This window comes from Pseudomonas sp. 22085 (genome assembly GCF_052045815.1).
In the GTDB taxonomy this organism is placed as follows: domain Bacteria; phylum Pseudomonadota; class Gammaproteobacteria; order Pseudomonadales; family Pseudomonadaceae; genus Aquipseudomonas; species Aquipseudomonas glycinae.
In genome coordinates, this window is record NZ_JBQEQA010000013.1 from 25,103 (window position 1) to 50,562 (window position 25,460).

Annotated in this window: 24 protein-coding genes; 12 read left to right on the forward strand and 12 right to left on the reverse strand. The window is 61.1% G+C overall.

Annotation, left to right across the window (positions count from 1 at the left end):
* Positions 1 to 2: 2 nt before the first annotated feature.
* Complete coding sequence (locus tag ACTJK7_RS17105) at positions 3 to 1,766, reverse strand: cation:proton antiporter (RefSeq protein ID WP_064379734.1); 1,764 nt, start codon at positions 1,764 to 1,766, stop codon at positions 3 to 5.
* 282 nt (positions 1,767 to 2,048) lie between these two features.
* Here ACTJK7_RS17105 and ACTJK7_RS17110 point away from each other — a divergent pair, with 282 nt between their 5' ends.
* A complete protein-coding gene (locus ACTJK7_RS17110; protein WP_003229693.1) occupies positions 2,049 to 2,531 on the forward strand; it encodes an acyl-CoA thioesterase in 483 nt (160 codons plus the stop codon).
* 117 nt (positions 2,532 to 2,648) lie between these two features.
* On the opposite strand, the gene pdxY is transcribed toward ACTJK7_RS17110, so the two are convergent.
* On the reverse strand, positions 2,649 to 3,521 hold the full coding sequence (gene pdxY, locus ACTJK7_RS17115; RefSeq protein WP_064379732.1) for a pyridoxal kinase PdxY: 873 nt from the start codon (positions 3,519 to 3,521) through the stop codon (positions 2,649 to 2,651).
* 117 nt (positions 3,522 to 3,638) lie between these two features.
* Here pdxY and ACTJK7_RS17120 point away from each other — a divergent pair, with 117 nt between their 5' ends.
* Positions 3,639 to 4,052, forward strand: a complete 414-nt coding sequence (locus ACTJK7_RS17120; RefSeq protein ID WP_440779382.1) for a DUF3301 domain-containing protein — start codon at positions 3,639 to 3,641, stop codon at positions 4,050 to 4,052.
* Between the two features lies 1 nt (position 4,053).
* Here the strand turns inward: ACTJK7_RS17120 and ACTJK7_RS17125 are convergent, their stop codons facing one another.
* Positions 4,054 to 5,025 (reverse strand): CobW family GTP-binding protein, encoded by a 972-nt coding sequence (locus ACTJK7_RS17125; protein WP_440779381.1) that lies wholly within the window; start codon positions 5,023 to 5,025, stop codon positions 4,054 to 4,056.
* A 24-nt stretch (positions 5,026 to 5,049) separates the two neighbouring features.
* Here ACTJK7_RS17125 and ACTJK7_RS17130 point away from each other — a divergent pair, with 24 nt between their 5' ends.
* Positions 5,050 to 5,406, forward strand: a complete 357-nt coding sequence (locus ACTJK7_RS17130) for an NADH:ubiquinone oxidoreductase (protein ID WP_108563598.1) — start codon at positions 5,050 to 5,052, stop codon at positions 5,404 to 5,406.
* A 4-nt stretch (positions 5,407 to 5,410) separates the two neighbouring features.
* On the opposite strand, the gene ACTJK7_RS17135 is transcribed toward ACTJK7_RS17130, so the two are convergent.
* The gene (locus tag ACTJK7_RS17135; RefSeq protein WP_108563599.1) at positions 5,411 to 6,061 is read right to left on the reverse strand and encodes a DUF1826 domain-containing protein; all 651 of its coding nucleotides are present in this window, start codon (positions 6,059 to 6,061) and stop codon (positions 5,411 to 5,413) included.
* Positions 6,061 to 7,266 carry a zinc metallochaperone GTPase ZigA gene (zigA, locus tag ACTJK7_RS17140; protein ID WP_179693206.1) on the reverse strand — a complete coding sequence of 402 codons (1,206 nt, stop codon included), beginning with the start codon at positions 7,264 to 7,266 and terminating at the stop codon, positions 6,061 to 6,063. The genes ACTJK7_RS17135 and zigA overlap by 1 nt, the downstream gene beginning before the upstream one ends.
* 224 nt (positions 7,267 to 7,490) lie before the next feature.
* Here zigA and ACTJK7_RS17145 point away from each other — a divergent pair, with 224 nt between their 5' ends.
* Positions 7,491 to 7,865, forward strand: coding sequence for a glutamine synthetase (locus ACTJK7_RS17145; RefSeq protein ID WP_323150493.1), 375 nt, complete (start codon positions 7,491 to 7,493; stop codon positions 7,863 to 7,865).
* Here ACTJK7_RS17145 and ACTJK7_RS17150 read toward each other — a convergent pair.
* A complete protein-coding gene (locus ACTJK7_RS17150) occupies positions 7,862 to 9,061 on the reverse strand; it encodes an N-acetylmuramoyl-L-alanine amidase (protein WP_440779378.1) in 1,200 nt (399 codons plus the stop codon). The two genes, ACTJK7_RS17145 and ACTJK7_RS17150, sit on opposite strands and share 4 nt — an antisense overlap.
* Positions 9,062 to 9,145: 84 nt before the next feature.
* Between ACTJK7_RS17150 and folE2 the strand changes: the two genes are divergently transcribed.
* From folE2 to ACTJK7_RS17180, 6 genes are read left to right on the forward strand one after another with little or no spacing between them, the layout of a single operon-like run.
* On the forward strand, positions 9,146 to 10,042 hold the full coding sequence (gene folE2, locus ACTJK7_RS17155; protein ID WP_108563602.1) for a GTP cyclohydrolase FolE2: 897 nt from the start codon (positions 9,146 to 9,148) through the stop codon (positions 10,040 to 10,042).
* Positions 10,039 to 10,707 (forward strand): metal ABC transporter ATP-binding protein, encoded by a 669-nt coding sequence (locus tag ACTJK7_RS17160; protein ID WP_108563603.1) that lies wholly within the window; start codon positions 10,039 to 10,041, stop codon positions 10,705 to 10,707. Before folE2 ends, ACTJK7_RS17160 begins: the two co-directional genes overlap by 4 nt.
* Positions 10,707 to 11,573 carry a metal ABC transporter permease gene (locus ACTJK7_RS17165; protein WP_108563604.1) on the forward strand — a complete coding sequence of 289 codons (867 nt, stop codon included), beginning with the start codon at positions 10,707 to 10,709 and terminating at the stop codon, positions 11,571 to 11,573. Before ACTJK7_RS17160 ends, ACTJK7_RS17165 begins: the two co-directional genes overlap by 1 nt.
* A gap of 11 nt (positions 11,574 to 11,584) precedes the next feature.
* The gene (locus ACTJK7_RS17170) at positions 11,585 to 12,460 is read left to right on the forward strand and encodes a metal ABC transporter substrate-binding protein (RefSeq protein ID WP_108563605.1); all 876 of its coding nucleotides are present in this window, start codon (positions 11,585 to 11,587) and stop codon (positions 12,458 to 12,460) included.
* Positions 12,457 to 13,017, forward strand: coding sequence for a gamma carbonic anhydrase family protein (locus ACTJK7_RS17175; RefSeq protein ID WP_011336655.1), 561 nt, complete (start codon positions 12,457 to 12,459; stop codon positions 13,015 to 13,017). The genes ACTJK7_RS17170 and ACTJK7_RS17175 overlap by 4 nt, the downstream gene beginning before the upstream one ends.
* A gap of 3 nt (positions 13,018 to 13,020) precedes the next feature.
* Complete coding sequence (locus ACTJK7_RS17180; protein ID WP_011336656.1) at positions 13,021 to 14,358, forward strand: dihydroorotase; 1,338 nt, start codon at positions 13,021 to 13,023, stop codon at positions 14,356 to 14,358.
* 46 nt (positions 14,359 to 14,404) lie between these two features.
* Here ACTJK7_RS17180 and ACTJK7_RS17185 read toward each other — a convergent pair whose 3' ends face one another.
* Positions 14,405 to 14,923: a DUF3617 domain-containing protein gene (locus ACTJK7_RS17185; protein WP_007954220.1), complete on the reverse strand. Its 519-nt coding sequence runs from the start codon at positions 14,921 to 14,923 to the stop codon at positions 14,405 to 14,407.
* 145 nt (positions 14,924 to 15,068) lie between these two features.
* On the opposite strand from ACTJK7_RS17185, the gene cls reads away from it, so the two are divergent.
* Positions 15,069 to 16,508: a cardiolipin synthase gene (gene cls / locus ACTJK7_RS17190; protein WP_108563607.1), complete on the forward strand. Its 1,440-nt coding sequence runs from the start codon at positions 15,069 to 15,071 to the stop codon at positions 16,506 to 16,508.
* 2 nt (positions 16,509 to 16,510) lie between these two features.
* Here the strand turns inward: cls and cfaB are convergent, their stop codons facing one another.
* From cfaB to hflK (ACTJK7_RS17215), 5 genes are all read right to left on the reverse strand, one after another.
* Positions 16,511 to 17,698, reverse strand: coding sequence for a C17 cyclopropane fatty acid synthase CfaB (gene cfaB / locus ACTJK7_RS17195; RefSeq protein ID WP_108563608.1), 1,188 nt, complete (start codon positions 17,696 to 17,698; stop codon positions 16,511 to 16,513).
* Positions 17,699 to 17,875: 177 nt separating this feature from the next.
* Complete coding sequence (locus ACTJK7_RS17200) at positions 17,876 to 19,783, reverse strand: heavy metal translocating P-type ATPase (RefSeq protein ID WP_440779374.1); 1,908 nt, start codon at positions 19,781 to 19,783, stop codon at positions 17,876 to 17,878.
* On the reverse strand, positions 19,780 to 20,838 hold the full coding sequence (gene hflK / locus ACTJK7_RS17205) for a protease modulator HflK (RefSeq protein ID WP_064379703.1): 1,059 nt from the start codon (positions 20,836 to 20,838) through the stop codon (positions 19,780 to 19,782). The genes ACTJK7_RS17200 and hflK (ACTJK7_RS17205) overlap by 4 nt, the downstream gene beginning before the upstream one ends.
* Positions 20,835 to 21,881 carry a protease modulator HflC gene (gene hflC / locus ACTJK7_RS17210; RefSeq protein WP_440779373.1) on the reverse strand — a complete coding sequence of 349 codons (1,047 nt, stop codon included), beginning with the start codon at positions 21,879 to 21,881 and terminating at the stop codon, positions 20,835 to 20,837. The genes hflK (ACTJK7_RS17205) and hflC overlap by 4 nt, the downstream gene beginning before the upstream one ends.
* Positions 21,878 to 23,824, reverse strand: a complete 1,947-nt coding sequence (gene hflK, locus ACTJK7_RS17215) for a protease modulator HflK (protein ID WP_440779371.1) — start codon at positions 23,822 to 23,824, stop codon at positions 21,878 to 21,880. The genes hflC and hflK (ACTJK7_RS17215) overlap by 4 nt, the downstream gene beginning before the upstream one ends.
* Positions 23,825 to 24,034: 210 nt before the next feature.
* On the opposite strand from hflK (ACTJK7_RS17215), the gene lpdA reads away from it, so the two are divergent.
* On the forward strand, positions 24,035 to 25,435 hold the full coding sequence (gene lpdA, locus ACTJK7_RS17220) for a dihydrolipoyl dehydrogenase (RefSeq protein WP_011336663.1): 1,401 nt from the start codon (positions 24,035 to 24,037) through the stop codon (positions 25,433 to 25,435).
* Positions 25,436 to 25,460: the final 25 nt, after the last annotated feature.

Here is a 25,460-nt window from a genome sequence, read left to right on the forward strand (position 1 = left end):
GGTCAGTGCCCCGACGGCTCCTTGTGGTTGTCGAGGGTTTCCAGCAAGGCTACCTGCATCCGCGTGTGCACCCGGATGAACCAGCGCCAGAGTAGCGCCGCCACGGCGGCCGCGACTACGGCGATCAGCACCAGCAACTTGTTGGTCGGCAAGATACTGGCCGACAAGGCTGCCAGCAGCAGGAAAATCACCAGCAGCGAGATGATCGGGATCACTTCGGCGATCACCCGGCGCACTCGCTGCGTGTGACGCCCGGCCATTTCCGGCTTCACGCCCATCTCCGCCAGCAGCATCGACAGCGCCTTGAGCTTGCGATAGGCCGCGATCAGGAACGGCAACGACACCAGCAACGCCCCGCCCCAGATCAACGCCTTCTGCCAGCTTGGATCGCTGATCCAGTCCTGCATCCAGATCGAGAGACGTCCGGCAAAGAAAGCGCCGGCAAAGAAGATTGCAATCACCAACGCCAGATTGACCCCGACCTGCAACAGTATTCGCCGGATCATAGAAGCCAGCATCGCGCCCTCACCCTGCGGCTGAATGCTGCGCAGCCACTCGCCGTACATCCCGAACACTCGACCGAGGCGCTGCGGCATGGCGGCGGACAGCTTGATCGACAGCGGATCGGCAGCCCGGATCAGGTACGGCGTCAGTAACGTGGTAATCACCGAAACCGCCACGGCCACCGGATACAGGAAATTGCTGGTGACCTGCAGGGTCATCCCCAGCGCCGCGATGATGAAAGAAAACTCGCCAATCTGCGAAAGCCCCATCCCGACCCGCAGTGAGGTGCGTCCGTCATTACCCGCGATAAAGGCACCCAGACCGCAGGACAGCATCTTGCCCAGCACCACAGCCACAGTGATCACCGCGATCGGCCACGCGTACTGCAGAAGAATCATCGGGTCGAGCATCAGGCCGATGGCGACGAAGAAAATCGCGCTGAACAGGTCGCGAACCGGCTCGATCAGGCGCTCGATTTTCAGCAGTTGCCGCGACTCGGCCATGATCGCGCCGATCAGGAACGCGCCGAGCACCATGCTGTACTCAAGCTTGACCACCAGCAGGCAGAAACCGAAACACAGGCCCAGCACGGTGATCAGCAGCATCTCGTTGCTTTCGAACTTGGCGACGTAAGCCAACAGACGCGGCACCAGCAGAATGCCGACCACCAGGGCGACGATCATGAACAGCGAGAGCTTGCCGACCGTGGAAAACACTTCGCCGGAACTCACCGTGCCACTGACTGCGATGCTCGACAGCAAGGCGATGATACCGATGCCGAGAATGTCCTCGACGATCAGCACGCCGAAGATCAGCTGCGCAAAGCGCTCGTTTTTCATCTTCAGGTCGTTGAGCGCCTTGACGATGATGGTGGTCGAGGAAATCGCCAGGATCGCGCCGAGGAACAGCGAATCCATGGTGTTCCAGTCGAACCAGCGGCCGATTTCGTAGCCGATCCAGATCATCAGGACAATTTCGAGAAACGCCGCGATGAAGGCCGTGGCGCCAACCTTGAACAGCTTGCGCAGGCTGAACTCCAGACCCAGGCAGAACATCAGGAAAATCACTCCCAGCTCGGCGAGCGTCTTGATGGTTTCTTCGTCGTGGATCAGGCCGAACGGCGGCGTGTGGGGGCCGATGATGAAACCGGCGACGATGTAGCCGAGCACTACCGGCTGCTTGAAGCGGTGGAACAGCACGGTCACCACACCTGCGACCAGCATGATCACCGCCAGATCCTGAATAAAGCTGATGGCATGCATGGTGTGGGCTCCTTGAATGACGAGGCTCACGCAGGCATGGGAAATGTCTGGGCGAGCTGAGTAAAAATCCGCTTTGGGTGTAGGAATCGCCCTTGGGGAGGCGCTTTTGCAGGGTAACACCGCGACTTCCGGCTGAAAGGCGGTGCAATATATGGAAACAGATCGCTTCCGGCGTGACGGCGACCAGTTGCCTGGCGTCCCGATATCGGTGCTTTTGAAAAGCGACCAGGCACCCGCAGAGGTGTTTCTTCCAGCAACCCTGCCTTGACCCGTGAGAACGTTATGGAACCCGGAAACGCCCAGCTGTCGATGACGGTACTGATGACCCCTGACATGGCCAACTTCTCTGGCAATGTCCACGGCGGCACCCTGCTCAAATACCTCGACGAAGTGGCCTATGCCTGTGCCAGCCGTTATGCCGGCCGCTACGTGGTGACCCTGTCGGTGGATCAGGTGATTTTCCGCGAGCCGATCCATGTCGGCGAACTCGTGACCTTCCTCGCGTCGGTCAACTACACCGGCAACACCTCGATGGAAGTCGGCATCAAAGTGGTGACCGAAAACATCCGCGAGCGCTCGGTGCGCCACACCAACAGCTGCTTCTTCACCATGGTCGCGGTGGACGATCAGCGCAAACCCGCCGCCGTACCGCCGCTGCAACCGCAAAACAGCGAAGACAAGCGCCGCTACATGCAGGCGCAGCAACGCCGGCAGATCCGTCAGGAGCTGGAAAAGCGCTATCAGGAAATCAAGGGCGACGCCTGATCAGCCCTTCGATCTATGGCGCTCTGTAGATAGCTTTCGCGAGCAAGCCCGCTCCCACATTTGGAACGCGTTCCTCCTGTGGGAGCGGGCTTGCTCGCGAATGGGGCCAACTCGGTATTACAGACTGATCGGCGTGGCCTCGAACTTCACCCGCGGATGCGCAATCCGGTCCTGCGCTCGCACCAGCTGCAGCTCGTAACTGGCGCAGGCCTGGGTTTCCAGCAACACCTCATGCACCGCCGCTGCGGTGAATTCAAACGCCGCCACCAGGCTGTCACCGAGCAGCACTCTCGCCAGGAACAGGCCGGACGTCAGATCGCCCACACCAACCGGCTGACGCGGAAACGCCAGCAGCGGACGCCGCAAATGCCAGCTGCCCTCGGCCGTTACCAGCAACATTTCAAAGCCATCCGCCGGTTTGCCCGGATAATCCAGATGTTTGACCAGTACCGCTTTCGGCCCACGTGCCAACAGAGCCCGCGCCATCGCCAGGCAATCGAACAGCGACTGCGGCTTGCGCCCGGAGAAACTGTCCAGTTCCAACTGGTTCGGGCACATGAAGTCCGCAACGGCAGCGGCTTCGTCCAACAGAAAATCACTGACTTCAGCAGGTACGCTGCAGCCCTTTTCCGGATGCCCCATCACCGGGTCGCACAGATAAAGGGCTTTCGGGTTGGCCGCCTTGATCCGCTCGATGCCACTGAGAATCGCCCGGCCCTGCGCCGCACTGCCGAGATAGCCGGACAGCACCGCATCGCAATTGCCCAGCTCACCGATCGCGGCAATACCTTCGACCAGTTCGGGTATCCGGTGCGGCGCCAGCACTTCTCCGGCCCACTGGCCGTACTGCGTATGGTTGGAGAACTGCACCGTGTTGAGCGGCCAGACATTCACCCCGACCCGCTGCATCGGAAAAACCGCAGCGCTGTTGCCGGCGTGGCCGAACACCACATGGGACTGGATGGCGAGCAGATGAGGCGTACGTTTCATTCGGGTTTTTCCGTAAAACGATTGAAATTCAAGCCGCGCAGTATGCGACGAAACGCAGCCTGTACGACAGACCGGCGACGCAGTTAAGCTGACGCCATCATTTGGAGTTTCGTGTTAATGCTCACCCTGGAAAACATTTTCGTGCTGATGCTGTTCGCCGTCGCCGGTGCGTGGCTCTGGCACAACCACGGCTTGCGCGAGCGGGCGCTGGAGCGGGCCAAACAGCATTGCGCGAATGTCGGCGTCGAGTTGCTCGACGGTAACGTGGCGCTGAAGAAGATCGGCCTGATCAAGGACGCCAGCGGTCGGCGACGCTTGGCCCGGGTCTACAATTTCGAATTTACCGTGACCGGCGAAACCCGACACAACGGCACCATCACTCAATTCGGCGCGCACAGCGCGCAGATTGAACTGGCGCCCTACCCGGCACCGTTCGATGACACACCGCCCGTAGTGGAAGTGACCAAGCCGCGTGGTGAAGTGATCGAGTTGAGCCAGTGGCGCCAGGAACACACCAAGTGGAAGCCTTGAATCAGCTCGCCTGAAGCCGACACCAGGCCAGTCCGGCCTGTAATTCACCGACCGACTGCGGTTCGTCGAAAATCAGCTCGATCCGGGAATCCTTGCGCCATTCACTGGGCAGCCAGCTGAGCTCGGCATTGTCCAGGGCATTGGCTGACTGCCAGCCGTCCGGGCTGTGAATCACCAGTTTGGCCCGGCGCCAGTTCAGGCTTTTCAGCCATTGAGTTATTCCCGACACATCGAACACCTGGCTCGGATGCCAGCGCCAACCGATGCTCCAACCACCCTCCTGGGCCTGACTCAGGCAGATTGGCAACGCCGGATCGCTCCAGATGGCCGGCATCTGCGCCAGCCCTTGGGGGACGATCAACTTATCCACACCGGCCTGCGCCTGTACCGCCAGACCTGGCAACTCGCTGAGCGGCAACATCGCCTGTTGCGTCCAGATCAGCCGGACAGGCGGCAACTGTCGGGTGATCCGTTCACGCGTGGGCTCGTCGAGGCTTTCTGCCTTGTTCAACAGCAGCAAGCCTGCACTGGATAAGGCTTCCTGCTGCGCGTCCGGCAGCGGTTTGCCCGCGGCGAGGGCCTGGGCGTCCAGCACCAGCACGCAAGGTTGTACGGCGAGAACGCCTTGCCACGGCGCCTCGTTCAATTGCTTCAACAACTGCGCCGGATGCCCGAGTCCCGAGGGCTCGATGAACAAGCGATCCGGCCGTGCCTTGCGCAACAATCGCCCCAGACCGATCTGGAACGGCGCACCGTTCACGCAACACAAACAGCCCCCGGCCACTTCGCCCAGTGCGATACCATCGGCGTCGCGGGTCAACAGCGCAGCGTCGAGCCCGATCTGGCCGAACTCGTTGATCAGCACCGCCCAGCGTTCGCCCTCCGGTCTCTGGGCCATGAGCTGGCGGATCAGGCTGGTCTTGCCCGCGCCCAAGGGGCCGGCGATGACGTGGGTGGGAATGTTCTGCAACATGATCAAGGTTTCTGGAGGTCAAAGATGCGGTGGATGGGATGGTCGTTGCTGCTCACTCTGATGTCGGGCGAGGCGCTGGCACAGGCCTGCGTGGTGCACAGCCAGGCGGAGCGGCTCGACGTGAAAGTCTGCCAGCAGAACCGCAACATCCCGGAAAAACTGTTCAACGACGGCTTCTGCCAGCCGACCCTGGCCGGGCAGAAAGTCGAGGTTCAATACGTCGACCAGTGCCCCGCCGGCGCGTTCGGCGTGTGCAGCAACGCGCAAGTCGCCAATATGCCTTATCGCCAGGATATCCACTATTACGGCGTGGCCACCGATACGGCGTATTTGCAGCCCTATTGCGAGGCTCAGAGCCAAGGGAAATGGCTCAAGCCCTGAGGCGCTATCCGAGCCAGTCGAGGGTCAGCATCAGCCGCCGCTCACCCGGCGCCGGTTGCGGCGAGCGATGGATCAGCCCGAAACCTTCGTTGCCGTGCCATTTCTCGCCCTTTAGCAACGCCACTTCGCCGCGATTCAATTGCTGAATCCGTGAAGTTTCCCGCGGCTCGGCTTGCGGCTGTCCCAGTTGCCGACGGTCCATTTCCCCTTCCCTGAGCCATTCGCTGCCAACGCCTGAATAGGTCGTGATCAACCGCACCGGCACATGATCGACGTGAAAACGCGGACACATGGCCTTGTCCAGCACACGCAGGCGCAAGCCGATCCGCCGCGCGCCGAGCAAGCAGGCGAAGGCACTGACCAGCCATTTCAAGTCGCTGATAAACCCTTCGTAGCCTTCCAGATCGCGAAAGCCGCTGGCCAGCCCCGTGAGATCCGGTTCGGCGTCTTCGTCCGGCAATTCCAGGCAAAGCGCCTCGGCGTAAGGCTCGTTCAGAGACAACAACAAATCAGCGAACTCGGCAATGTGCAGCGGAAGCTGGCGCTGCCAGACCGCGAGGTTGGTCTCGTCGTCGAGAATGTTCGCCAGTGCCTGCGGGTTCTGGCCGAAAGACTGATGACGAATGCTGCCTGGCAGCGTTTTCAGGGCGAGCATCAGGCGACCTCGTCGTGCCATGAGCCAAACGGATCGCGTAGTTGTAGCCAGCCTTGAGTACCGAGCGCCATTTCGTCATCGGTCAGCAGGCAATCATCCAGTTCCGACGACAGCTGTGCGAAATCGATGTTCTGCCCGATAAACACCAGCTCCTGGCGACAATCGCCTACGCTGGCGATCCAGTTTTCCATGATCGCGGCGGTACTTTCCTGATCCTGCGGCCACTGTTCCTTTGGCACGAAGCGCCACCAGCGCCCGGCGAAACCGTGGCGCATCAGGCCACCTGCCTGGGACCAGCTACCGGCGTCGGTGGGTTTGCTGGCCAGCCAGAAAAAGCCTTTGGAGCGCAGCAATTTGCCGTTTACCCAAGGACGATCGATGAAGTCGAAGAAACGCTGTGGATGAAAGGGCCGGCGCGCCCGATAGGCCGTGGAGGCGATGCCGTATTCCTCGGTTTCCGGCACATGCTCGCCACGCAATTCCTGCAACCAGCCCGGGGCCTGGGCGGCTTTTTCGAAGTCGAAACGACCGGTGTTGAGAATTTTCTCCAGCGGTACCTCACCCATGACCATCGGAATGATCTCGGCCTGAGCGTTGAGGCGTCTGAGAATGGCCATCAGCTCTTCCCGCTCGCGGCTGCTGATCAGGTCGATCTTGCTGATCAACAGGACGTCGGCGAATTCGATCTGCTCGATCAGCAGATCGGTGATCGAGCGCTCATCCTCCTCCCCGAGGAATTCACCACGAGAGGCGAGATTTTCCGCGGCCTGGTAGTCCGGCAGGAAGTTCATGCCGTCAACTACAGTGACCATGGTGTCGAGGCGTGCGATGTCGGCGAGGCTTTGCCCCTGCTCATCACGGAAGGTGAATGTCTCGGCCACGGGTAACGGCTCGGAGATTCCCGTGGATTCGATCAGCAGATAGTCGAAGCGGCCTTCACGGGCCAACTGACTGACCTCTTCAAGCAGGTCTTCGCGTAACGTACAGCAGATACAGCCGTTGCTCATTTCCACGAGCTTCTCTTCGGCACGGTTCAGGCTGACATCACGCTGGACTTCGCTGCCATCGATGTTGATCTCGCTCATATCGTTGACGATAACGGCGACGCGCAAATCATCTCTGTTACGTAGTACGTAATTCAAAAGTGTACTTTTTCCGGCACCGAGAAAGCCGGACAAAACGGTCACGGGAAGTCGGGAAGACATTGGATAAACCTCATCAGACGGTCGCAAAACAGCGCTGGAGGCTCTCGGGGGCGAGCGTTCTTGGGCTTCGATGGGATCACCAGGGAAGCGGACGCTTGAAAAGGAAGCCACGGAAAGCCCGGTCCGGATAATGTTATAGTATAACAACAAAATCAATCCACTCTTTTCTTGCCCAAAGTGACAAAGGGCCGGAAGCTGCAATCAGTTCATCGCCGAGTCACATCATGAAAACCGCGCTGAAATACTCGTTTATCTGCCTGACATTGCTGACGCTGAAGGCCGAAGCACAAGTGCCGGGACTCGCCAATTGCACGCGCAGCGCAAACCTGTTGGCGTGCATCGATGGCAACGGCAACGCCTACAGCGTCAACACCGTCGGCAGAACGATTTACCTGCGCGGATTCGAGAAAGCGGGAAACCGCTATTGGGCACAAACCAACAGCCGCTACGGGCAACTGACGTTCTTCACCGGCATCGCTTCCGATGGGGAAGCCTGGGTTGGCTACAACCGGCGAGTGGGCTGGACGACGATCAATCGGTTCTCCAGCTCAGGCGGCAGCAGTGCGAAGTTCACCTGCAGCCGGATCACCGGCTGCTAAACCCGCGATGCTTTCTGCTCTTGTTGCCATGCCATATAGCTGTCGACAGGTGGATTCTTCTGGAAATAGCGCTGCAAGCCCTCAAACAAACCGTCTGCCACGGCCTGCTGATGACGCGCGGTCACCAGACGCTGACTGTCCCGCGGGTTGGAGATGAACCCGGTTTCCACCAGGATTGACGGCACATCCGGCGACTTCAGAACGGCAAATCCAGCCTGTTCCACGCGCTTTTGATGCAGCGTGGTGATGCCGGCCAGGCTGCCCAGTACTGTGCTTCCGAGTTGCAAACTGGCGGCGATGGTTGCGTTCATCGACATGTCGAGGATCACGCCAGCGAGCATCGGGTCCTTGTCCTTTAGATTGAGCAGGCTGGTTGCACCGAGCAGATCCACACCGTTCTCACGCTGCGCCATGAACCGTGCGGTGGCGGAGGTAGCGCCGCCTTCGGACAAGCAATACACCGACGCCCCGGAGGCCGTCAGACGCGGCGCAGCATCGGCATGTACCGAGATGAACATGTCGGCCTTGTGCTGACGCGCGATTTCCACGCGCTTGCGTAACGGGACGAAGAAGTCGTCGTTACGCACCAGCTTCACATCAAAGCCTTTCTCTCGCTTAAGCCGACGTGCGAGCAGTTGCGCGATGGACAGCACCACATCCTTTTCTCGCTCGCCTTTGGCGCCGATTGCACCCGGATCTTTCCCGCCATGACCTGGGTCGACTACCACCATGATGTCGCGCTTGGGGTGAGATTTTTCCTGGGGTGTTTCACGTGGAACGCTCGCCGGGACTCCTGCTGATGCGCTCATCAAATCCAGAACCAGGCGATGTCCTTGCCCATCCTGAGGCGCCAGCAAGAATGAATTGAGCTGCACCGGGCTGCTTATATCCAGCACGATCCGGGTGTTCCCCTGGCCAAAGTGCCCGGAGCGAATTGAGCGAATCGGAGTTCCGGATAACGACAACTGGCTGAAATCCCCACTCAGACTGGCACCGCTCATATCGATGATCAACCGCTCAGGCGTGCTCAAAGTGAATGTTTTGTAGTTCACAGGCCCGCTTAGATCGAAGACCAAACGCAGCTTGTCATCCGAACGCCAAAGCCGGGCATTGCGTATTTGCGTGGCGGACACCGAGAAAGGCAAAAAAAAGGCCACGCTGGCCAGCATCAGGTTGAGCAAGTGACGTCTGTGCATATGAAAGCCTGTTCATGAAAAAGGCATCGTGGTTTGAATTGTTATAATGTAACATCAAATTCAATCACCATGATGGAACAGCTCATGAACGCGCTGACTTTGCCGGATGTCGCGGCTCAAGCCGCCCGCCAGGCCCTGCCTCTCGAATGGGTGGGGATGTGCGGCATCGCACTACCTGTGTTTATCGAAGGCCAACGCTTGGCTGCCAAAGCGGATGCAGGCGTCAGTCTGGATGATGGAGATGCACGCGGCATTCACATGTCGCGGCTCTATCTGGGGCTGGAAGCGCTGGAGCAGCAGAACCTTTCTCCCGCTCTCCTACGCCACGTTCTGCAGCGTTTTCTCGACAGCCACGAAGATCTGTCCGATGCCGCTTATCTGAATATCCACACCGATTTATTGCTCAGAAGACCGGCATTGGTCAGTCCTTTGGCGGGATGGAAAACCTATCCCATCACCGTTTCAGCCCAGCTAAAAAACAAAGTGTTCCACGTGGAACTGAAAATCGACGTCGCGTATTCCTCAACGTGCCCATGTTCTGCAGCATTGGCGAGGCAGTTGATCCAGCAACAATTCGTCGACGACTTTGCCAACAAGCCACTGCAACACGCCGATGTGTTGGCATGGTTGGGCTCGACCCAAGGCATCGTGGCCACACCTCACAGCCAGCGCAGTACCGCCGAGTTGCATCTGCACCTGGATGAATTTGTCGACGAACTGCCCCTGACCTCCATCATCAACGACGCCGAAGCAGCCCTCGGCACCGCCGTGCAAACCGCTGTGAAACGCGCCGACGAACAGGCCTTCGCCCTCGCCAACGGCCAGAACCTGATGTTCTGCGAAGACGCCGCCCGACGCCTGAACCTGGCACTGCGTCGTTCACCCGGTATCAGCGAATTCCACGTACGAGTCATCCACGCCGAAAGCCTACATGCTCACGACGCCGTCGCCGAGAGTCATTGGCGCCGGGAGCAGCCATGATTCGCTGCCACAATCTGAGCTGGGGGATACCCGGCCAACCGCTCACTGCACCGCTCAACCTGAGGTTGGAAAGCGGCAGCCTGACGGCAATCATCGGCGTCAACGGCAGCGGCAAAAGCAGCCTGCTCAAAGTCATCGCTGGTTTGCAGAGACCGCTGGCCGGCAAAGTCGAACTGGGTGTTCCACGCCAAAGCGGTTTGTCCTTCCTGCCTCAGCAACAGCATCTGGATCGACAGTTCCCGATCAGTCTTCAAGAGTTGGTGGCGGCCGGTTTCTGGGGACGCCGACTGTCGTCGCAACTGAGAGCCCAACGTCTCGAATCCGCACTGGAAGACTGGCACCTGAGCGGACTGGAACATCGTCCCTTGATGGCTCTCTCCGGCGGGGAACTCCAACGCGCCCTACTCGCTCGACTGAGTCTGGCCGACACACCGTTGCTGCTGCTCGACGAACCCCATGCCGCGCTAGACGAAGTGGGTCAGACACTGTTGTGGCAACACCTGCACGCCTGGCATGAACAAGGACGAACCCTGGTCGTGGTTTGCCATGACCTTGCCGCCGTGCGCCAACACATTCCACAGACCTTGCTGATCAAACAGAGCGGCTGCGCATTCGGCAGCAGTGCCGACCTCATCCAGCAAACACCTCACACGCAGGTGGCCTGATGCTGACGTTGAGCCATTTATGGCAACCGTTCCACGAGTTCGTCTTCATGCGTCGGGCCCTGCTCGGCGGTCTGGTATTGGCGTGCAGTACGGCACCACTGGGCGTGTTTCTGATCCTGCGCCGAATGAGCCTGATCGGTGACGCCGTTGCCCATGGCATCCTCCCCGGCGCCGCGTTGGGGTTCTGGTTCGCCGGACTGAGTCTGCCGGCGCTGACCCTCGGTGGACTCGGTGCCGGTCTGAGCATGGCCGGACTCGCCGCGTGGATCACCCGATGCACCGGCCTGCGCGAAGACGCCAGTCTCGCGGCCATCTATCCCATCTCGCTGGCCAGCGGTGTGCTGATTCTCGGCATCGCCGGCAAGCGACTCGATTTGCTGCACCTGCTGTTCGGCTCCGCACTGGCGGTCGACGGGCCGACCCTCAACGGCATGTTGTGGGTATCGGCGCTCAGCCTGATGGCCATGGCGCTGATCTATAAACCGTTGCTGCTCGACACGCTCGATCCGTTTTTCCTGCGCACGGTCAGCCGGCTTGGCCCCGTCGCCCACGGCGTGTTCCTCACGCTGGTGGTGCTCAATCTGGTGATCGGTTTCCAGGCCATCGGGGCCTTGATGGTGGTCGGACTGATGATGCTGCCTGCCGCCGCCTCGCGCTTCTGGAGCCGACGCCTGCCGATCCTGATCGCCATCGCCGCGCTCATCGGTTGCGCCTCGGTATGGCTTGGACTGTTGCTGTCGTTCTACTACTCGCTGCCCAGCGGCCCGGCCATCGTGCTGGTCGCCGGTGGCGGCTATCTGTTGTCCGTGGTGTTCGGACCGGTTCACGGTCTGTTGCGCCGCCCGCCTTTGCTCACATCCCAATGAGGTGTTTCCCGATGCGCGCTCTACTCGTGCTGTTCAGCCTGATGCTGTCGATGTCGTTATCGGCGGCGGAAAAACTGCCGGTGGTCACCAGTTTCAGCATCCTCGCGGACATGGTGCATCAGGTCGGCGGCGAGCATATCCAGATCACCAACATGGTCGGCCCTGACGCCGATGCCCACACTTACGAACCCACTCCAGATGACGCCAAGGCACTGCTCAAGGCAAAGCTGATCATCAAGAACGGACTGGGTTTCGAGCCCTGGCTGGATCGGCTGATCGCCAGCACCGACACCAGAGCCCCGGTGATCAGCGCCAGTCGCGGCGTGATTCCGCGCTCGCTGGATGAGGACGGCGAAACTGTCCCCGACCCTCACGCGTGGCACAACCTGGCGAATGCCGAGCTGTACGTCGCCAACATCACCAAAGCGCTGATCGCTGCTGACCCGGCCAACAAAGCCGACTACGAGCGCAACAGCCAGGCTTACCTGAAACAGATCTACGCCCTCCTCGCCCAAGCGAAAGCCAAGCTCGGTTCACTGCCGCCGGGCAACCGCAAGATCGTCACCAGCCACGACGCCTTCGGTTATCTCGGTCAGGCCTACGGCATCGACTTCATGGCGCCACAAGGTCTGTCCACCGAGCGCGAGCCCTCCGCTGCCGAAGTCGCCGCGCTGATCACCCAGATTCGCCAGGCCAAAGTCAAAGCGGTGTTCATGGAAAACATCAAGGACGCGCGCCTGTTGAAACAGATCGCCGACGAAAGCGGCGCACACATCGGCGGCACGCTGTACTCCGACGCCCTCGCCGCCAGCGGCCCGGCCAGCACCTTTACCGGGCTGTTCGAATACAACCTCAACACCCTCTACCAAGCCCTGAGCCAACCATGATCCGTAAAAACCCTTCCGGTGATTTGCCGCAGATTGCCGAGTCTGCCTACGTCGATAAAACCGCGATCATCTGCGGCAAAGTGGTGATCGGTGAAAACGTGTTCGTCGGCCCGTACGCGGTGATTCGCGCCGATGAAGTAGACGCCACGGGCGAGATGGAACCGATCACCATCGGCGCCAATTCGAACATCCAGGACGGCGTGGTAATCCACTCCAAATCCGGCGCGGCGGTGACCATAGGCGAATTCAGCTCCATCGCCCACCGCTCGATCGTGCATGGCCCGTGTACGGTCGGCGATCGGGTGTTCATCGGCTTCAACAGCGTGTTGTTCAACTGCGTGGTCGGCAATGGTTGCGTGGTGCGACACAACTCGGTGGTTGACGGTCGGGATCTGCCGGACGCGTTCTACGTGCCCTCCACCACCCGCATCGGCCCGGGCACCGACCTCTCACAATTCCCGCCAGTGAGCGTCAGCGCTTCGGAGTTTTCCGAAGACGTGGCGCGCACCAACGTCGACCTGGTGCGCGGCTACAAAGCCTTGCAGAACGAGTTCTGAATCATGAGCAGTGTGCTGATTCGCAATGCGCGGCTGGTGAACGAAGGGCGTGAGTTCGATGCCGATCTGTTGGTCAGCCACGGACGCATCGTCAAGATCGCCGGCAGCATCGAAGGTGAAAACGCGACCCGGGAAATCGACGCCACCGGCCAATGGCTGCTGCCGGGGATGATTGATGACCAGGTGCATTTCCGTGAGCCGGGTGCGCCGGCCAAGGGCAGCGTCCACACCGAGTCCCGGGCAGCCGTGGCCGGTGGCATCACCAGTTTTATGGACATGCCCAACACCCACCCTGCCACCCTCACCCTTGAAGCGCTGGCCGACAAAAAACGCCGGGCAGCAATCAACTCGGTGGCCAACTACGGTTTTCACTTTGGCGTCAGTCACGACAATCTGGACACGGTCGCAGCACTCAACCCGAGCGAAGTGGCCGGGGTCAAAGTGTTCATGGGCGCGTCCACCGGCAACATGCTGGTGGACGACCCGCACACCCTCGAGCGCCTGTTCGCTGAAGTGCCGACGATTCTGCTGGCCCACTGTGAACACACGCCGAGCATCGAAGCGAATGCCGCGAACCTGCGTGAGCGGTACGGCAACCAACTGCCACCCGATGCCCATGCGCAGATCCGCAATGCCGACAGCTGCTTTCGCTCATCGTCTCTGGCAGTGGATCTGGCCAAACGTCACGGCACTCGCCTGCACGTCCTGCACCTGACCACGGCCCGCGAACTGGCCCTGTTTGAAGATAAACCGCTGACGCAAAAACGCATCACCGCCGAAGTCTGCCTGCACCATTTACTGTTCGATGAACGTGACTATCCGAACCTCGGCAACCTGATCAAATGCAACCCGGCGATCAAGTCCCGGAGCGATCGTGACGCCCTGCGCCAGGCACTGCTGAGCAATCGACTGGACGTGATCGGCAGCGATCACGCACCGCACACCTGGGCGGAAAAACAGCAAGCGTATGAACAGGCACCGTCCGGGCTGCCACTGGTACAGCACGCTCTGCCGGCGTTGTTGGAACTGGTGGCGGATGGCGTGCTGCCGATCACCACGCTGGTGGCCAAGACCAGTCACCGGGTGGCAGATCTGTTTGCCATTCCGGATCGGGGTTATTTGCGTGAGGGATATTGGGCGGATCTGGTGTTGATTCAACCGGAGCCCAAAGGCGTCGCGGTGTCACGCCAGCCGGTTCTGTCGCAATGCGGCTGGACGCCGTTCGCTCAGCGCAGCTTTCGGCATAGGGTCAGCACGACGATAGTGTCGGGGCAGATTGCATGGCATGACCACCGGATTCATGACAGTTGTCAGGGCTTGCCACTGCGGTTCATGCGTTGAAAAAAAACCGCCTCCACTCGACGTGGAGGCGGTTTCGATAAAGACGTTACGCTCTCGGTTTGACTGTGCCGCAATCCTGACCCAGCCAGACTGCCCGGGTTTCCAGACTGCCCTTCTGGTTGATCCCGATGGCGTTGAAAGTACCGTTGGCGACGGTGGTGAACTCACGATCACTGAGGAACGTCGCGACGCCGGTGCCTTGGGCTTTCGGGCAACTGAAGCGGAATTTCCACTGGTTGCCGACGCGCTCGGTGATCTGCTGCTTGCAGCCCGACTGTGGGTCCGCCAACGGAATATCGTTGGTCGCCACCTGCTGTGGCGTCAGGCAGGCGCGGATGCCCTTGCCGCCGATGTTGATCCCCTGCTTCTCCAGTTCAGCCCGCTGCTGCGGGGTGATCTGGCCCTGAATCTGACCGAGGATCGATTGCACATCCATCACCTGATCGTCGACCTTCACATTGCTCGACGTCATTTCCCACAACCCCGGCTGCAGCATTTGCGCCTGAGCAACCACCGGCAAGGCCAAACCCAGGCCCAGCGCCAAACCCAGCAGACGAACGTTCATTGAAAAACTCCTGATCAGTAGTGGCCGTTAGACGCCGGCCGCCTGTTTCGGTTCATGGCGGCGCCGGCGGCTTGAAAACAAATAGCGACAATCGCCATGGAACATGGTCTGTTAAGCATTGAATCTTCAGGAGCAAGGTTGCCCCATGGATTATTTCGGACCGCACATTTTCGGTTATCTGATCGCCCTGATACACACCCTCGGCTCGATCGCCGCGATCCATGCCGTGTTGACCGTCCGCACCGCCCAAGGCTCGATCGCTTGGGCGCTGTCGCTGATCTTTATTCCCTACCTCACCCTGATTCCTTATCTGGTGTTCGGCCGCAGCACCTTCGATGGCTACATCAAGGCCCGCCGCCAGGCCAACGAACAGATGCGCCTGGCGATTTCCGAACTCAACTGGCGGCCGTGGGTGGAAGAAGCCCTGACCGCCCGCGCCTCGAATGCTTACGACTCATTGCGCGCGATGCCGAAGCTGGGGCGCATGCCGTGCCTGGCCAACAATGAAGTGCGATTGCTGATCAATGGCGCGGCCACCTTCGAGGCGATTTTCCACGCAATCGACCAGGCGCGGGAAGCGGTGCTGATCCAGTTTTTCATCATTCACGACGATCGCCTCGGCCAACGTTTGCGTGACCTTTTGCTGAAGAAAGCCGCCGAAGGCGTGGTGATTCATTTGCTCTACGACCGCATCGGCAGCCATGCCCTGCCCCACAGCTACGTGCAGGCGCTGCGCGACGGCGGCGTCGAGGTCAAGGCGTTCGCCACCCGCAGCGGCTGGCTCAATCGGTTCCAGGTGAATTTTCGCAACCACCGTAAGATCGTGGTGGTCGACGGGCTGATCGGGTTTGTCGGCGGTCACAACGTCGGCGACGAATACATGGGTGAAAAGCCACCGCTGGCACCGTGGCGCGACACCCACGTCCAGGTGCGCGGCCCCGTGGTGGCGTGCATGCAGGAGTCGTTTGCCGAAGACTGGTTCTGGGCCGCGCGGACATTGCCGCCGCTGATCCTGCCGGACACGTACCCCGAGGATGGCGTGCTTTGCCAATTGCTCGCCAGCGGCCCGGCGGATGCTTACGAAACCTGCTCGCTGTTCTTTGTTGAGGCCATCCACGCCGCCACCGAACGCGTGTGGATCACCAGCCCCTACTTCATTCCCGACGAAGCCGTGTTCGCGGCGTTGCGCCTCGCAGTTTTGCGCGGGGTCGACGTGCGCCTGTTGCTGCCTTCGCGTCCCGACCACCGCATCGTCTACGCCGCCTCCAGCCTTTACGCCTTCGAAGCGGTACGCGCCGGCGTGCGGGTATTCCGCTACGAACCGGGGTTCCTGCATCAGAAAGTGGTGTTGATCGACAGCGAGATCAGCGCCATCGGCAGCGCCAATCTGGACAATCGTTCGTTCCGGCTGAATTTCGAGGTGATGCTGCTGACCGTCGACAGCGAATTCGCCGCCAGCGTGGAACAGATGCTCAACGACGACTTCGCCCAGGCCTACGAAGTCGCCAAAGAAGAAAGCCGGGAGATCCACCGCCTGCAACAGGTCGGCATGCGGATCGCCCGGCTTATTTCACCGATTCTCTAGGTTCAAGGGTTGTAGATGTCGTCCCTCGTCCACGGCAGTTCATGGCTGCCGTCGGCATGGGCCTTCACAGCGAGGATCTGGTGCAGATTGATCCAGCCGCGAGCGAATGCATAAGCGCAGCCCGCCAGGTACAGACGCCAGATACGCAACGCCTGGTCCGGCACCAGTTTCGCGGCGGCTTCAAGGTTGTCCTCCAGCCGTTCGCTCCAGTGGTCCAGAGTGCGTGCGTAATGCAGGCGCAAACTCTCGACGTCGACAATCTCCAGACCCGCTTCGCTGATCTCGGCCGAGATCATCGCCAGGTGCGGCAGCTCGCCGTTGGGGAACACATATTTCTCGATGAAATCCCCGGCGCCGCGCCCCACAGGGCGGCCATCGGTGTGCTTGGCGGTGATGCCGTGATTCATCACCAGACCGCCCTCTTTCACCGCGCCGAACAGGGTTTTGCAGTATTCGGCGAGGTTGGCGTGGCCGACGTGCTCGAACATGCCGACGCTGACCACTTTGTCGAAACGCCCGTCCTGAGGCAGATCGCGGTAGTCGAGCAGTTGCAGTTCAATCTGGTCTTCAAGACCTTCGGCTTTGACCCGCTCACGGGCCAGCGCCAGTTGCTCTTTGCTCAGGGTGATCCCGAAGACCTTGGCGCCAAACTCTCGGGCGGCGTACCGCGCCAACCCGCCCCAACCGCAACCGACGTCCAGCAAATAGTCGCCGGGCTGCAGACGCAGCTTGCGGCACAGATGCCGGAACTTGGCTTGCTGGGCTTGCTCCAGGGATTCGCTGCCGGTTTCGAAATACGCGCAGGAATACGCCATGTCGCTGTCCAGCCACAGCTGGTAGAACGCGTTGGACAGGTCGTAGTGATAGGAAATGGCTTTGGCGTCGGTTTCCTTGTCGTGGAGCGTACGCACCGGCTGACTGTCCTCGTCTTCATCGAGCAGCGCGGAGCTCAGCTCATCGCACACCCGGATGACTTCGCTGATCGAGCCCTCCAGTTCGAGTTTTCCCTCGACGAACGCCGCCCCCAGCGCGTCGAGACTTGGATGGGTCAACTGGGACACCATCAACGGGTCCTTGACCACGATGGTGACGCTGGGCGCCGGGCCCAGATTGAATTCATGGCCGTCCCAGAGTCGCAGGCGCAGCGGAAGCTGCAGATTCTGTAAGGCCGGTGGAAGTTGCGCGAGCATGGAATATCCCCCTGGTTTCAGACGTCTGATCTGAGGGTAGACCATCCTTGAAAATTAGCAGGCTATCGATTTGATAGTCGCCGACTATCAGCCGCACAGGCTGTAATGGCGCTGTCATCCTTGCTTCAGTGCGCCTTCTCAAATGACTGCGAGGGCGGCGCACAGTTCGAAAAATGATCAGTCCGACGCCTTCAGCTTCAGCAGCGGCTCCTGAAACCGCAGCAGGCGACCGGCATTGCCCAGCACCAGCAACGTGCTCAGGTTGTGCAGCAACGCAGCGATCATCGCCCCCGCTGCACCGAGCCAGCCGAAGGCCGCGAATACCACAATGGCCAACGTCCAGCCCAGGCCAATGATCACGTTCACTTGCAAGGTCCGTCGGCACTGACGGCTGAGGCGCACACAAGTGCCGAGCCGACGCAGGTCGCTGCCGATCAGCACGATATCGGCGGAGGCCAGCGCAATGTCCGCGCCACCCGCGCCCATCGCCACACCGACCACCCCCGCTTTGAGCGCCAGCGAGTCATTGATCCCGTCGCCGACCACCATCGGCCGGAAGCCGTTGTCGATTTCCTTGAGCACTCGATTGAGTTTGTCTTCGGGCAACGCCTGGGCTTCGACTTCGTGCAGGCCGACATCCTTGGCCAATGTCTGCGCGACGCTTTGCCGGTCACCGGTCAACAGCAGTTGTCGTCCCAATCCGAGGTCACGCAGTTCACTCAGCGCAAATCGCGCTTCCGGTTTGACGGTGTCGGCCAGCAACAGCCAGGCGAGGAATTCGCCGTTCAGCGCCAACCCGGCAATCGGGCCATCGTGTTCGGGGATCGCCGTGGTCGGGATGCCCAACTGCACAAACAGCTCCGGGCGCCCGAGCGCTGCTTCACCTTGCGCGGTCTTGGCCACTACACCCAGCCCCTGCCGCTCATGAATATCGGTCAGCACCAGCACCTCTTCCGCGCTGACCAGTCCGGCGAGCGCGCGGCTGACCGGATGGCTGCTCGCCGCACCCAGGCTTGCAGCCAGCGCCATCACCGACCCGTGATCCGCTCGCGGGCTGTTGATCGACTGCAAGCGCAGCGTGCCGTAAGTCAGAGTGCCAGTCTTGTCGACGACCAGCGAAGTGAGATCAGCCAGCTCCTCAAGAAATGCCGAACTGCGAATCAGAATCCCGTGCCGCGCCGCCACCGCCACCCCGGCAATCGCCGTGGCCGGCGCTGACAACACCAGCGCGCATGGGCATGCCGCCACCAGCACCGCGAGCATCGCCTGCGCATCGTTGGTGATGAACCAGGTCACCGCCGCGAGCAGCAACACCAGCACCATGTAACTGCCGGCATAACGTTCAAGCAATCGGGTGATCGGTGGCTTGGAGCGTTCGGCGTTCTGCATCAGCGCGATGACCTTGCCGAGGGTGGACTCATCCCCGGTACGGGTTACTTCGATTCGCAGCAAGCCGTCGAGGTTGATCGCACCGCCGAACACCGCCATGCCGACGCCCGCCTCCACCGGCACCGACTCACCGGTGATCGACGCCGTATCGAGGCTGGCCTGACCGGACAACACCCGACCGTCCGCCGGCACCCGATCCCCGGCGCGCACTTCGACGTTATCGCCGGCCTTGAGCGTGCCGTTGTCGACTTCGATGATAGAGCCGTCCGCCTGCACCTTGCGTGCATGGCTGCGGGTCAGTTGGCCGAGGGCATGAATCGCTTCCTGGGAGCCGATCACACTGCGCTCTTCCAGCACGTGGCCGAAGATCATGATGATCGGCAACAACGCGGCCGTGAGCAGATCACCCGTGGCCCAGGCTCCTATCATTGCCAGGGCGATCAACTGGTCGGTGATGCCGTGCAGGCTCGGATAACGCAGGCTGAACCAGGCCGAACGCATTACCGGCACCGCGACTAATAAAGAAGCGAGTCCGAGCAACAACTGACTGACGCCGGTTTGCTCCGGCATCAGCCAGCGCCAGATCAGCCCCAGACCGAGTAAGCCGAGGGCGAGCATCGCCAGGGTCAACTGGCGCGCGGCGCGGCGTTGTTCGGCCGAGGACAACAGGCTCGGAGCGGAGGTGGTTGCAGTCATTGGCTGGCTCCCTGAATGATCAGGCGTGAATCGTCTTTCGGATCGACCGTGGTCACCGAACCGGCCTGACCGAGAATCTTCGGCATCCGCTCGCGGTACAGACGCAACAGCAGTTGCGGATCCGTGCCCTGCTGTTGCGCCTTGGCCAGGCTCAACACTGTTGCCGTGTCGGCGGAGGCTTTCGCCAGGCGCTCACCGGCCTGGGCGTGGGCGACTTGCAGCGTGCGGTCGGCTTGCTCGTTGGCGGACTGGGTGAGTTTCTCAGCTTCCGTGCGGGCATTGGCGACCGCTTTGTCGGCTTGCTGGCTGGCGGTGAGGACGGCGTTGAACGCACTCACCGCCGGCTCCGGCAGACTCGATTGCACATCGACCCTCGCCACTTCGATGCCGATGCCCTGCCCGCTCGCCTTCAACTCGGCGAGACGTCGGTTGATGCCTTGCACCAGGTCACCGCGCAACCTTTCACGACGTTCGGCAGCCTGATTATCAGCGCCGATCAACTCCGGTCGCGCCACCAGAATCGTGTCCAGATCCCGCGCTGCCGTCAGTGCGACTGCGCTACGCGTTACCACTCGATCCAGCGCCGGCAGCACATGTTCGCCTTGCAGTACGAAGTCATAGGGATCGGTGACTTTGTAGAACACCCGCACATCCAGCTGCACAACACCGGCATCACCGGTGAGCAGATAACCGGAACCGGCCAGCGCATCACTCAGCGGCGTGGCGAAGGTTGCCACGCGATCCGCCTGCAGGGCCTGATCGCTGCGCAGCAAGTTTTCCACTCTGCGCTCGATCACCCGATCCGCCGCCGGCAATAAAACCACCTGTTCGAACGGCTGCGGCCACGCCAACAACAGCCCGGCATTCTGAATGCGATCCAGCGCTCCGAAATGCAAAACCACCGCTCGGTTTTGCGGATCGATCTGCCGGACATTGGAAAATGCCCAGGCCAATGCCGCGAGCACGGTTACCGCGTACAGCGCGAAAAACGCCAAACGTCCTGCTTGAATCCACGGACTGTTCAGCGAATGTGTTCCACGTGGAACTTCATTCATGGCTGCAATCCGCTCTTGCTGTCGAGATTCGGCGGACCGTCGACCAACATCCGGAATGGCGCGGCGTCGGTGCGCAGGATCAGTTTGGTGTCTGGCGAAACGATAGTGCCGAGGGTGTCCAGCGAACGAAGCAAGTTATACAACTGCGGCGAACCGGCGTAAGCACGCCCGTAAATCTGCGCCGATTCCACCCGCGATTGGGCTTCGATATCGGCGGCTTTCACCGTGGCATCGGCTTGCACGATTCGCGCATCGCGTTCGGCGGCGGAGCGGATCTGCGCTGCTTCACGCTTGCCGATGGCAGTGCGTTCGGTGGCGATGGTTTCACGCTCTGCGCGCATCCGGTCAACCGTTGCGGTCAGGGTCACCGATGGCAATGTCAGCCGTTCGATGCCCACCTGCACCACGCGAACGCCATAAGTGGCGAGCAGTTGCTGATCGATTTGCTGACGCAACTGCGCTTCAAAATCGGCGATGCGAACCTGACTGGCATCGGTGTTCACCAGATTGGCCAGATCGAAACTGCTGGCCGTGGTTTCCAGTGCCGAGCCGACAAACGTCCGGATCTGCCGCGCCGCTTCGTCCGGCTGGTTCTGCACCGCGCGCATGAAGCGCTGCACGTTGTCGGGATCGCCCTGCACCTGCCAGGCCACGTACGCCTGGACGATGATGCGCAGACCGTCGCGGGTGCCGACGTCCTGCAAACCGCTGGAGGTCGTGCGCAAACGCAGATCCACCGGAATCGCCGCTTCGAACGGTGCCGGCCAGCGCCAGCTCAAACCCGGCTCCAGCAACACGCGGGACGGGTTGCCAAACCGCGTGATGACCGTGGCTTCACCGGAGCGCACCTGCACCAGGCTCGCCGCCGCGATGGCGAACGCCACCAGCAACGCCGCCCAGCCCATACGTTTCCAGGGGAAAGGCCCCGCCTCTTCCGGCGCACCGTGGTGATGGTGATGATGCCCGTGATGGTGATGACCGCCGCCATGAGCATGATCGTGGCCGCTGTAGTCATGGTGATCGTGAGTGTGCGACTGGCTCAATGGGTGGCTCCTGGCTGAGCGGTGGTGCGCGCCGGATCTGCCGGCAGCGTGAACGTACGCAGGTCGATGGTCGGTGCGTTACTGCTGCCGCCCAGGCGATGGTCGAGTACCAGCAGTTTGGCTTTGCTCAAACCCTGGCTGAGTTGGCTGAGGTATTGCTCCAGAACAAAGGCCTGGCCGGCGCTGGCGTAGGCTTTTTGTTCGGCGCTGAATTTCAGATCCGCCGCCCGGGCGGTGGCATTGATTTCGTGGGCGTTGGCACTGGCCTGGTCCCGCGCGAGGCTGGCCTGCAACTGCGCCTGATTACTCGCTTCGGCAGCGGCACCGCGCTCGCGGGAGATCAACGCCTGAGCACCGATCTGCGCCGCTTGCACGCTGTGATAGGCATTGGCCGCCCCGGCCGGCGGGTGTATCGCTTCGACCACTGTGGCGAGAATTTCCACGCCGCTGTCGAGTTTCTGCAGATCGCTTTGCACGGCATGGCCGATTTCTTCGGCGAGCCCGGTCCTGTCCTCGCCGAGCAATCCGTCGAGGGTGCGCGAGGCAAAGTCATGCACCAGAATCCGGCTGGCGGTGCTGCGGATCAGCGTCGGCACATCGGCGCTGTTGTAGGTGGCGGCCAGCGCGGCTTGATCGCTCAGACCGATGCGATAGACGAAGCGCACGTCCATGTTGACGATCTGAAAGCTCTGCTGATCGCCCCGGCTGCTGGCAATGACCTGAGACTTGTCATTGACGTGACTGGCGTCCCACAAACGGTTCGCGGTGAATGGCGCCGGACCTTCTGCCGGGTCCAACTGCACGGGTGTTGAGTTCTCGCCGACGCTAGTTGCCAGTTCATGCACCACACCATTTTCAACGTTCAGCACACGCCCCAGCGGCCAGGGTAAACCGGCGTGCAGCCCCGGCCCGAACACCTGCACCGGTTTGCCGAAGCGCTCGTAGATGCCACGGCTTTGCATCGGAATTTCGTGAAGGCCGGTGAGCAACCAGCCCACCGTTGCTACCAGCACCAACACCGGCAAGAACGCGCGGCGCATGTAACTGAAGGCCCAGATCTGACGCAGATCGATGCCGAAGCGGTTATGCAGTTCATGCTGCAACGCGAGCAACGGTTGTGGCGGCCAACGCAGCAGATCAGCGACAAAACTGCGGGCCAGCAGCACCGGTTCGAGTTGCTCGCGGCGCGGGCTGAACAGCGACAGCAGCGCACGCAGCAGCAATTCCAGAGCAACCAACCCCGGCAAAATGCCAATCAACACTGCCAGCCGCACCGGCCAGATTGCACTGTCACTGGCGAACAACAAACACAGCGCGCCCAGCACCAGACTGATGATTGCCACTCGAGTCAGCTGCGCCAGCGCTCCGGCCTCGGGCCATTGCGCCGGGTTTTCCTGGGCCAGCTGTCGCTCCAGTACCAGCAGAGCGAACGCCAAGAGCAACGCGATGGCCGCGCCGACCGTGGCGGACACCCCCACACCCGCCGCCGGCAGCGTCAGATTCCACATTTGCTCGATGCTTAACAGCGCCAGCAACGACCACCCGCCCAGCCACAACGTGGCTGCGCCGATCTGCCCGAGCAGCTGCAGACTGCGCTGGCTCATGCGATCCAGCAGTCGCTCGTACCAGCCTTCTGGCGCAGGTTCTTCAGCAGCCGTCACCGGCACCACGGGATTGATCACCCGCGCCCGCCATTGCGTCACCCACCACGCCGATTGCAGCCCGGCCACCAGCACCAGCAGTGCCGCGCTCTGATTGACCAACAGCGCGGGCCACAGCGATTGCGGCGCAAACAGCCCGACAAAAAATGCCAGCACCCACCCTGCACCGGCCAACGCAGCCAGACCGATCGCCAGGCGACGCAAGCGCCGGCCCTGCGTCGCCGCTTGCTGAAAGCGCGGCAACCCGGTGACCGGCGTGCCTTCATCCAGATCGACTTGCATATCCCCCCAAAACCCTTGGCTCACTGCACATATCGTTACGATATAACGAAAGTCGTGAAATATTTGTACTCATTTGCATCATTCAAAGATGCGCAACCTGTCGCTTGCCTGAAGCCTTGACCGAAATGTCGGGAAACGCTCATATTACGTTCGTAATTTTTAGCACGAACTACTTTTACTGATCCGCATCCTTCAGCCAGGAGCAAGAGCATGAGCAACTATGACGTGGTGATTCTGGGCGGTGGCCCCGGCGGTTATAACGCAGCGATCCGCGCCGGCCAGCTGGGCCTCAAGGCCGCGTGCGTCGAGGGTCGCGCCACGCTGGGTGGTACCTGCCTGAACGTCGGCTGCATGCCGTCCAAGGCGCTTTTGCATGCGTCAGAGCTCTACGAAGCGGCCCTGGGAGCGGAGTTCGCCAACCTCGGCATCGAAGTCAAACCCACGCTCAACCTTGCGCAAATGATGAAGCAGAAAGACGAAAGCGTGAGCGGCCTGACCAAAGGCATCGAGTTCCTGTTCCGCAAGAACAAGGTCGACTGGATCAAAGGCTGGGGCCACATCGACGGCCCCGGAAAAGTCAGCGTGACCGGCGATCAGGGCAGCAGGATCGAGCTCACCGCAAAAGACATCGTCATCGCCACCGGCTCCGAGCCCACTCCCCTGCCCGGTGTGGAGATCGACAACAAGCGCATCCTCGACTCGACCGGTGCGCTGTCCTTGAGCGAAGTGCCCAAGCATCTGGTGGTGATCGGCGCTGGCGTAATCGGTCTCGAACTCGGCTCGGTCTGGCGCCGGCTCGGCGCGCAGGTGACCGTAGTGGAATACCTCGACCGCATCTGCCCCGGCGTCGACGGCGAAGCCGGCAAGACCCTGCAACGTTCGCTGAGCAAACAGGGGATCAGCTTCAAGCTGAGCTCGAAAGTGACCAGTGCCACTTCATCGGCCAACGGCGTACAACTCAGCGTCGAGCCCGCCGCTGGCGGCAGCGCGGAAATCCTTGAAGCCGATTACGTTCTGGTGGCCATCGGTCGTCGTCCATACACCCAGGGCCTGGGCCTGGAAAACGTCGGCCTGAGCACCGACAAACGCGGCATGCTCGCCAATAAACAGCATCGCACTGAAGCGCCTGGCGTGTGGGTGATCGGTGACGTGACCTCCGGGCCGATGCTCGCGCACAAGGCCGAAGACGAAGCCATGGCCTGCATCGAACAGATCGTCGGCAAGGCCGGCGAGGTCAATTACGACCTGATTCCCAACGTGATCTACACCCGCCCCGAGCTGGCCAGCGTCGGCAAGACCGAAGAGCAGCTGAAGGCCGAAGGCCGGGCGTACAAGGTCGGCAAATTCCCGTTCACCGCCAACAGCCGGGCGAAGATCAATCACGAGACCGAAGGCTTCGCCAAAGTCATCGCCGATGAGCGCACCGACGAAGTCCTCGGCGTGCACCTGGTCGGCCCGAGCGTCAGCGAAATGATCGGCGAGTTCTGCGTGGCCATGGAGTTCAGCGCCTCGGCCGAGGACATCGCGCTGACCTGCCACCCGCATCCAACCCGCTCCGAAGCGTTGCGTCAGGCGGCAATGAATGTCGAGGGGATGGCGACGCAGATGTAAGCACTGTGCGAATACTTCCCGCGCA

Coding starts and splice junctions, on each gene's coding strand:
- ACTJK7_RS17130 (WP_108563598.1), top strand. CDS start 5,050: ATGCGGTGGATGGGATGGTCGTTGCTGCTCACTCTGATGTCGGGCGAG.
- ACTJK7_RS17110 (WP_003229693.1), top strand. CDS start 2,049: ATGGAACCCGGAAACGCCCAGCTGTCGATGACGGTACTGATGACCCCT.
- ACTJK7_RS17150 (WP_440779378.1), bottom strand. CDS start 9,061: ATGCACAGACGTCACTTGCTCAACCTGATGCTGGCCAGCGTGGCCTTT.
- folE2 (WP_108563602.1), top strand. CDS start 9,146: ATGAACGCGCTGACTTTGCCGGATGTCGCGGCTCAAGCCGCCCGCCAG.
- ACTJK7_RS17175 (WP_011336655.1), top strand. CDS start 12,457: ATGATCCGTAAAAACCCTTCCGGTGATTTGCCGCAGATTGCCGAGTCT.
- pdxY (WP_064379732.1), bottom strand. CDS start 3,521: ATGAAACGTACGCCTCATCTGCTCGCCATCCAGTCCCATGTGGTGTTC.
- ACTJK7_RS17160 (WP_108563603.1), top strand. CDS start 10,039: ATGATTCGCTGCCACAATCTGAGCTGGGGGATACCCGGCCAACCGCTC.
- zigA (WP_179693206.1), bottom strand. CDS start 7,266: ATGTCTTCCCGACTTCCCGTGACCGTTTTGTCCGGCTTTCTCGGTGCC.
- hflK (WP_440779371.1), bottom strand. CDS start 23,824: ATGCAAGTCGATCTGGATGAAGGCACGCCGGTCACCGGGTTGCCGCGC.
- ACTJK7_RS17145 (WP_323150493.1), top strand. CDS start 7,491: ATGAAAACCGCGCTGAAATACTCGTTTATCTGCCTGACATTGCTGACG.
- ACTJK7_RS17120 (WP_440779382.1), top strand. CDS start 3,639: ATGCTCACCCTGGAAAACATTTTCGTGCTGATGCTGTTCGCCGTCGCC.
- ACTJK7_RS17135 (WP_108563599.1), bottom strand. CDS start 6,061: ATGCTCGCCCTGAAAACGCTGCCAGGCAGCATTCGTCATCAGTCTTTC.
- ACTJK7_RS17180 (WP_011336656.1), top strand. CDS start 13,021: ATGAGCAGTGTGCTGATTCGCAATGCGCGGCTGGTGAACGAAGGGCGT.
- ACTJK7_RS17185 (WP_007954220.1), bottom strand. CDS start 14,923: ATGAACGTTCGTCTGCTGGGTTTGGCGCTGGGCCTGGGTTTGGCCTTG.
- cls (WP_108563607.1), top strand. CDS start 15,069: ATGGATTATTTCGGACCGCACATTTTCGGTTATCTGATCGCCCTGATA.
- ACTJK7_RS17105 (WP_064379734.1), bottom strand. CDS start 1,766: ATGCATGCCATCAGCTTTATTCAGGATCTGGCGGTGATCATGCTGGTC.
- ACTJK7_RS17200 (WP_440779374.1), bottom strand. CDS start 19,783: ATGACTGCAACCACCTCCGCTCCGAGCCTGTTGTCCTCGGCCGAACAA.
- cfaB (WP_108563608.1), bottom strand. CDS start 17,698: ATGCTCGCGCAACTTCCACCGGCCTTACAGAATCTGCAGCTTCCGCTG.
- ACTJK7_RS17170 (WP_108563605.1), top strand. CDS start 11,585: ATGCGCGCTCTACTCGTGCTGTTCAGCCTGATGCTGTCGATGTCGTTA.
- lpdA (WP_011336663.1), top strand. CDS start 24,035: ATGAGCAACTATGACGTGGTGATTCTGGGCGGTGGCCCCGGCGGTTAT.
- hflK (WP_064379703.1), bottom strand. CDS start 20,838: ATGAATGAAGTTCCACGTGGAACACATTCGCTGAACAGTCCGTGGATT.
- ACTJK7_RS17165 (WP_108563604.1), top strand. CDS start 10,707: ATGCTGACGTTGAGCCATTTATGGCAACCGTTCCACGAGTTCGTCTTC.
- ACTJK7_RS17125 (WP_440779381.1), bottom strand. CDS start 5,025: ATGTTGCAGAACATTCCCACCCACGTCATCGCCGGCCCCTTGGGCGCG.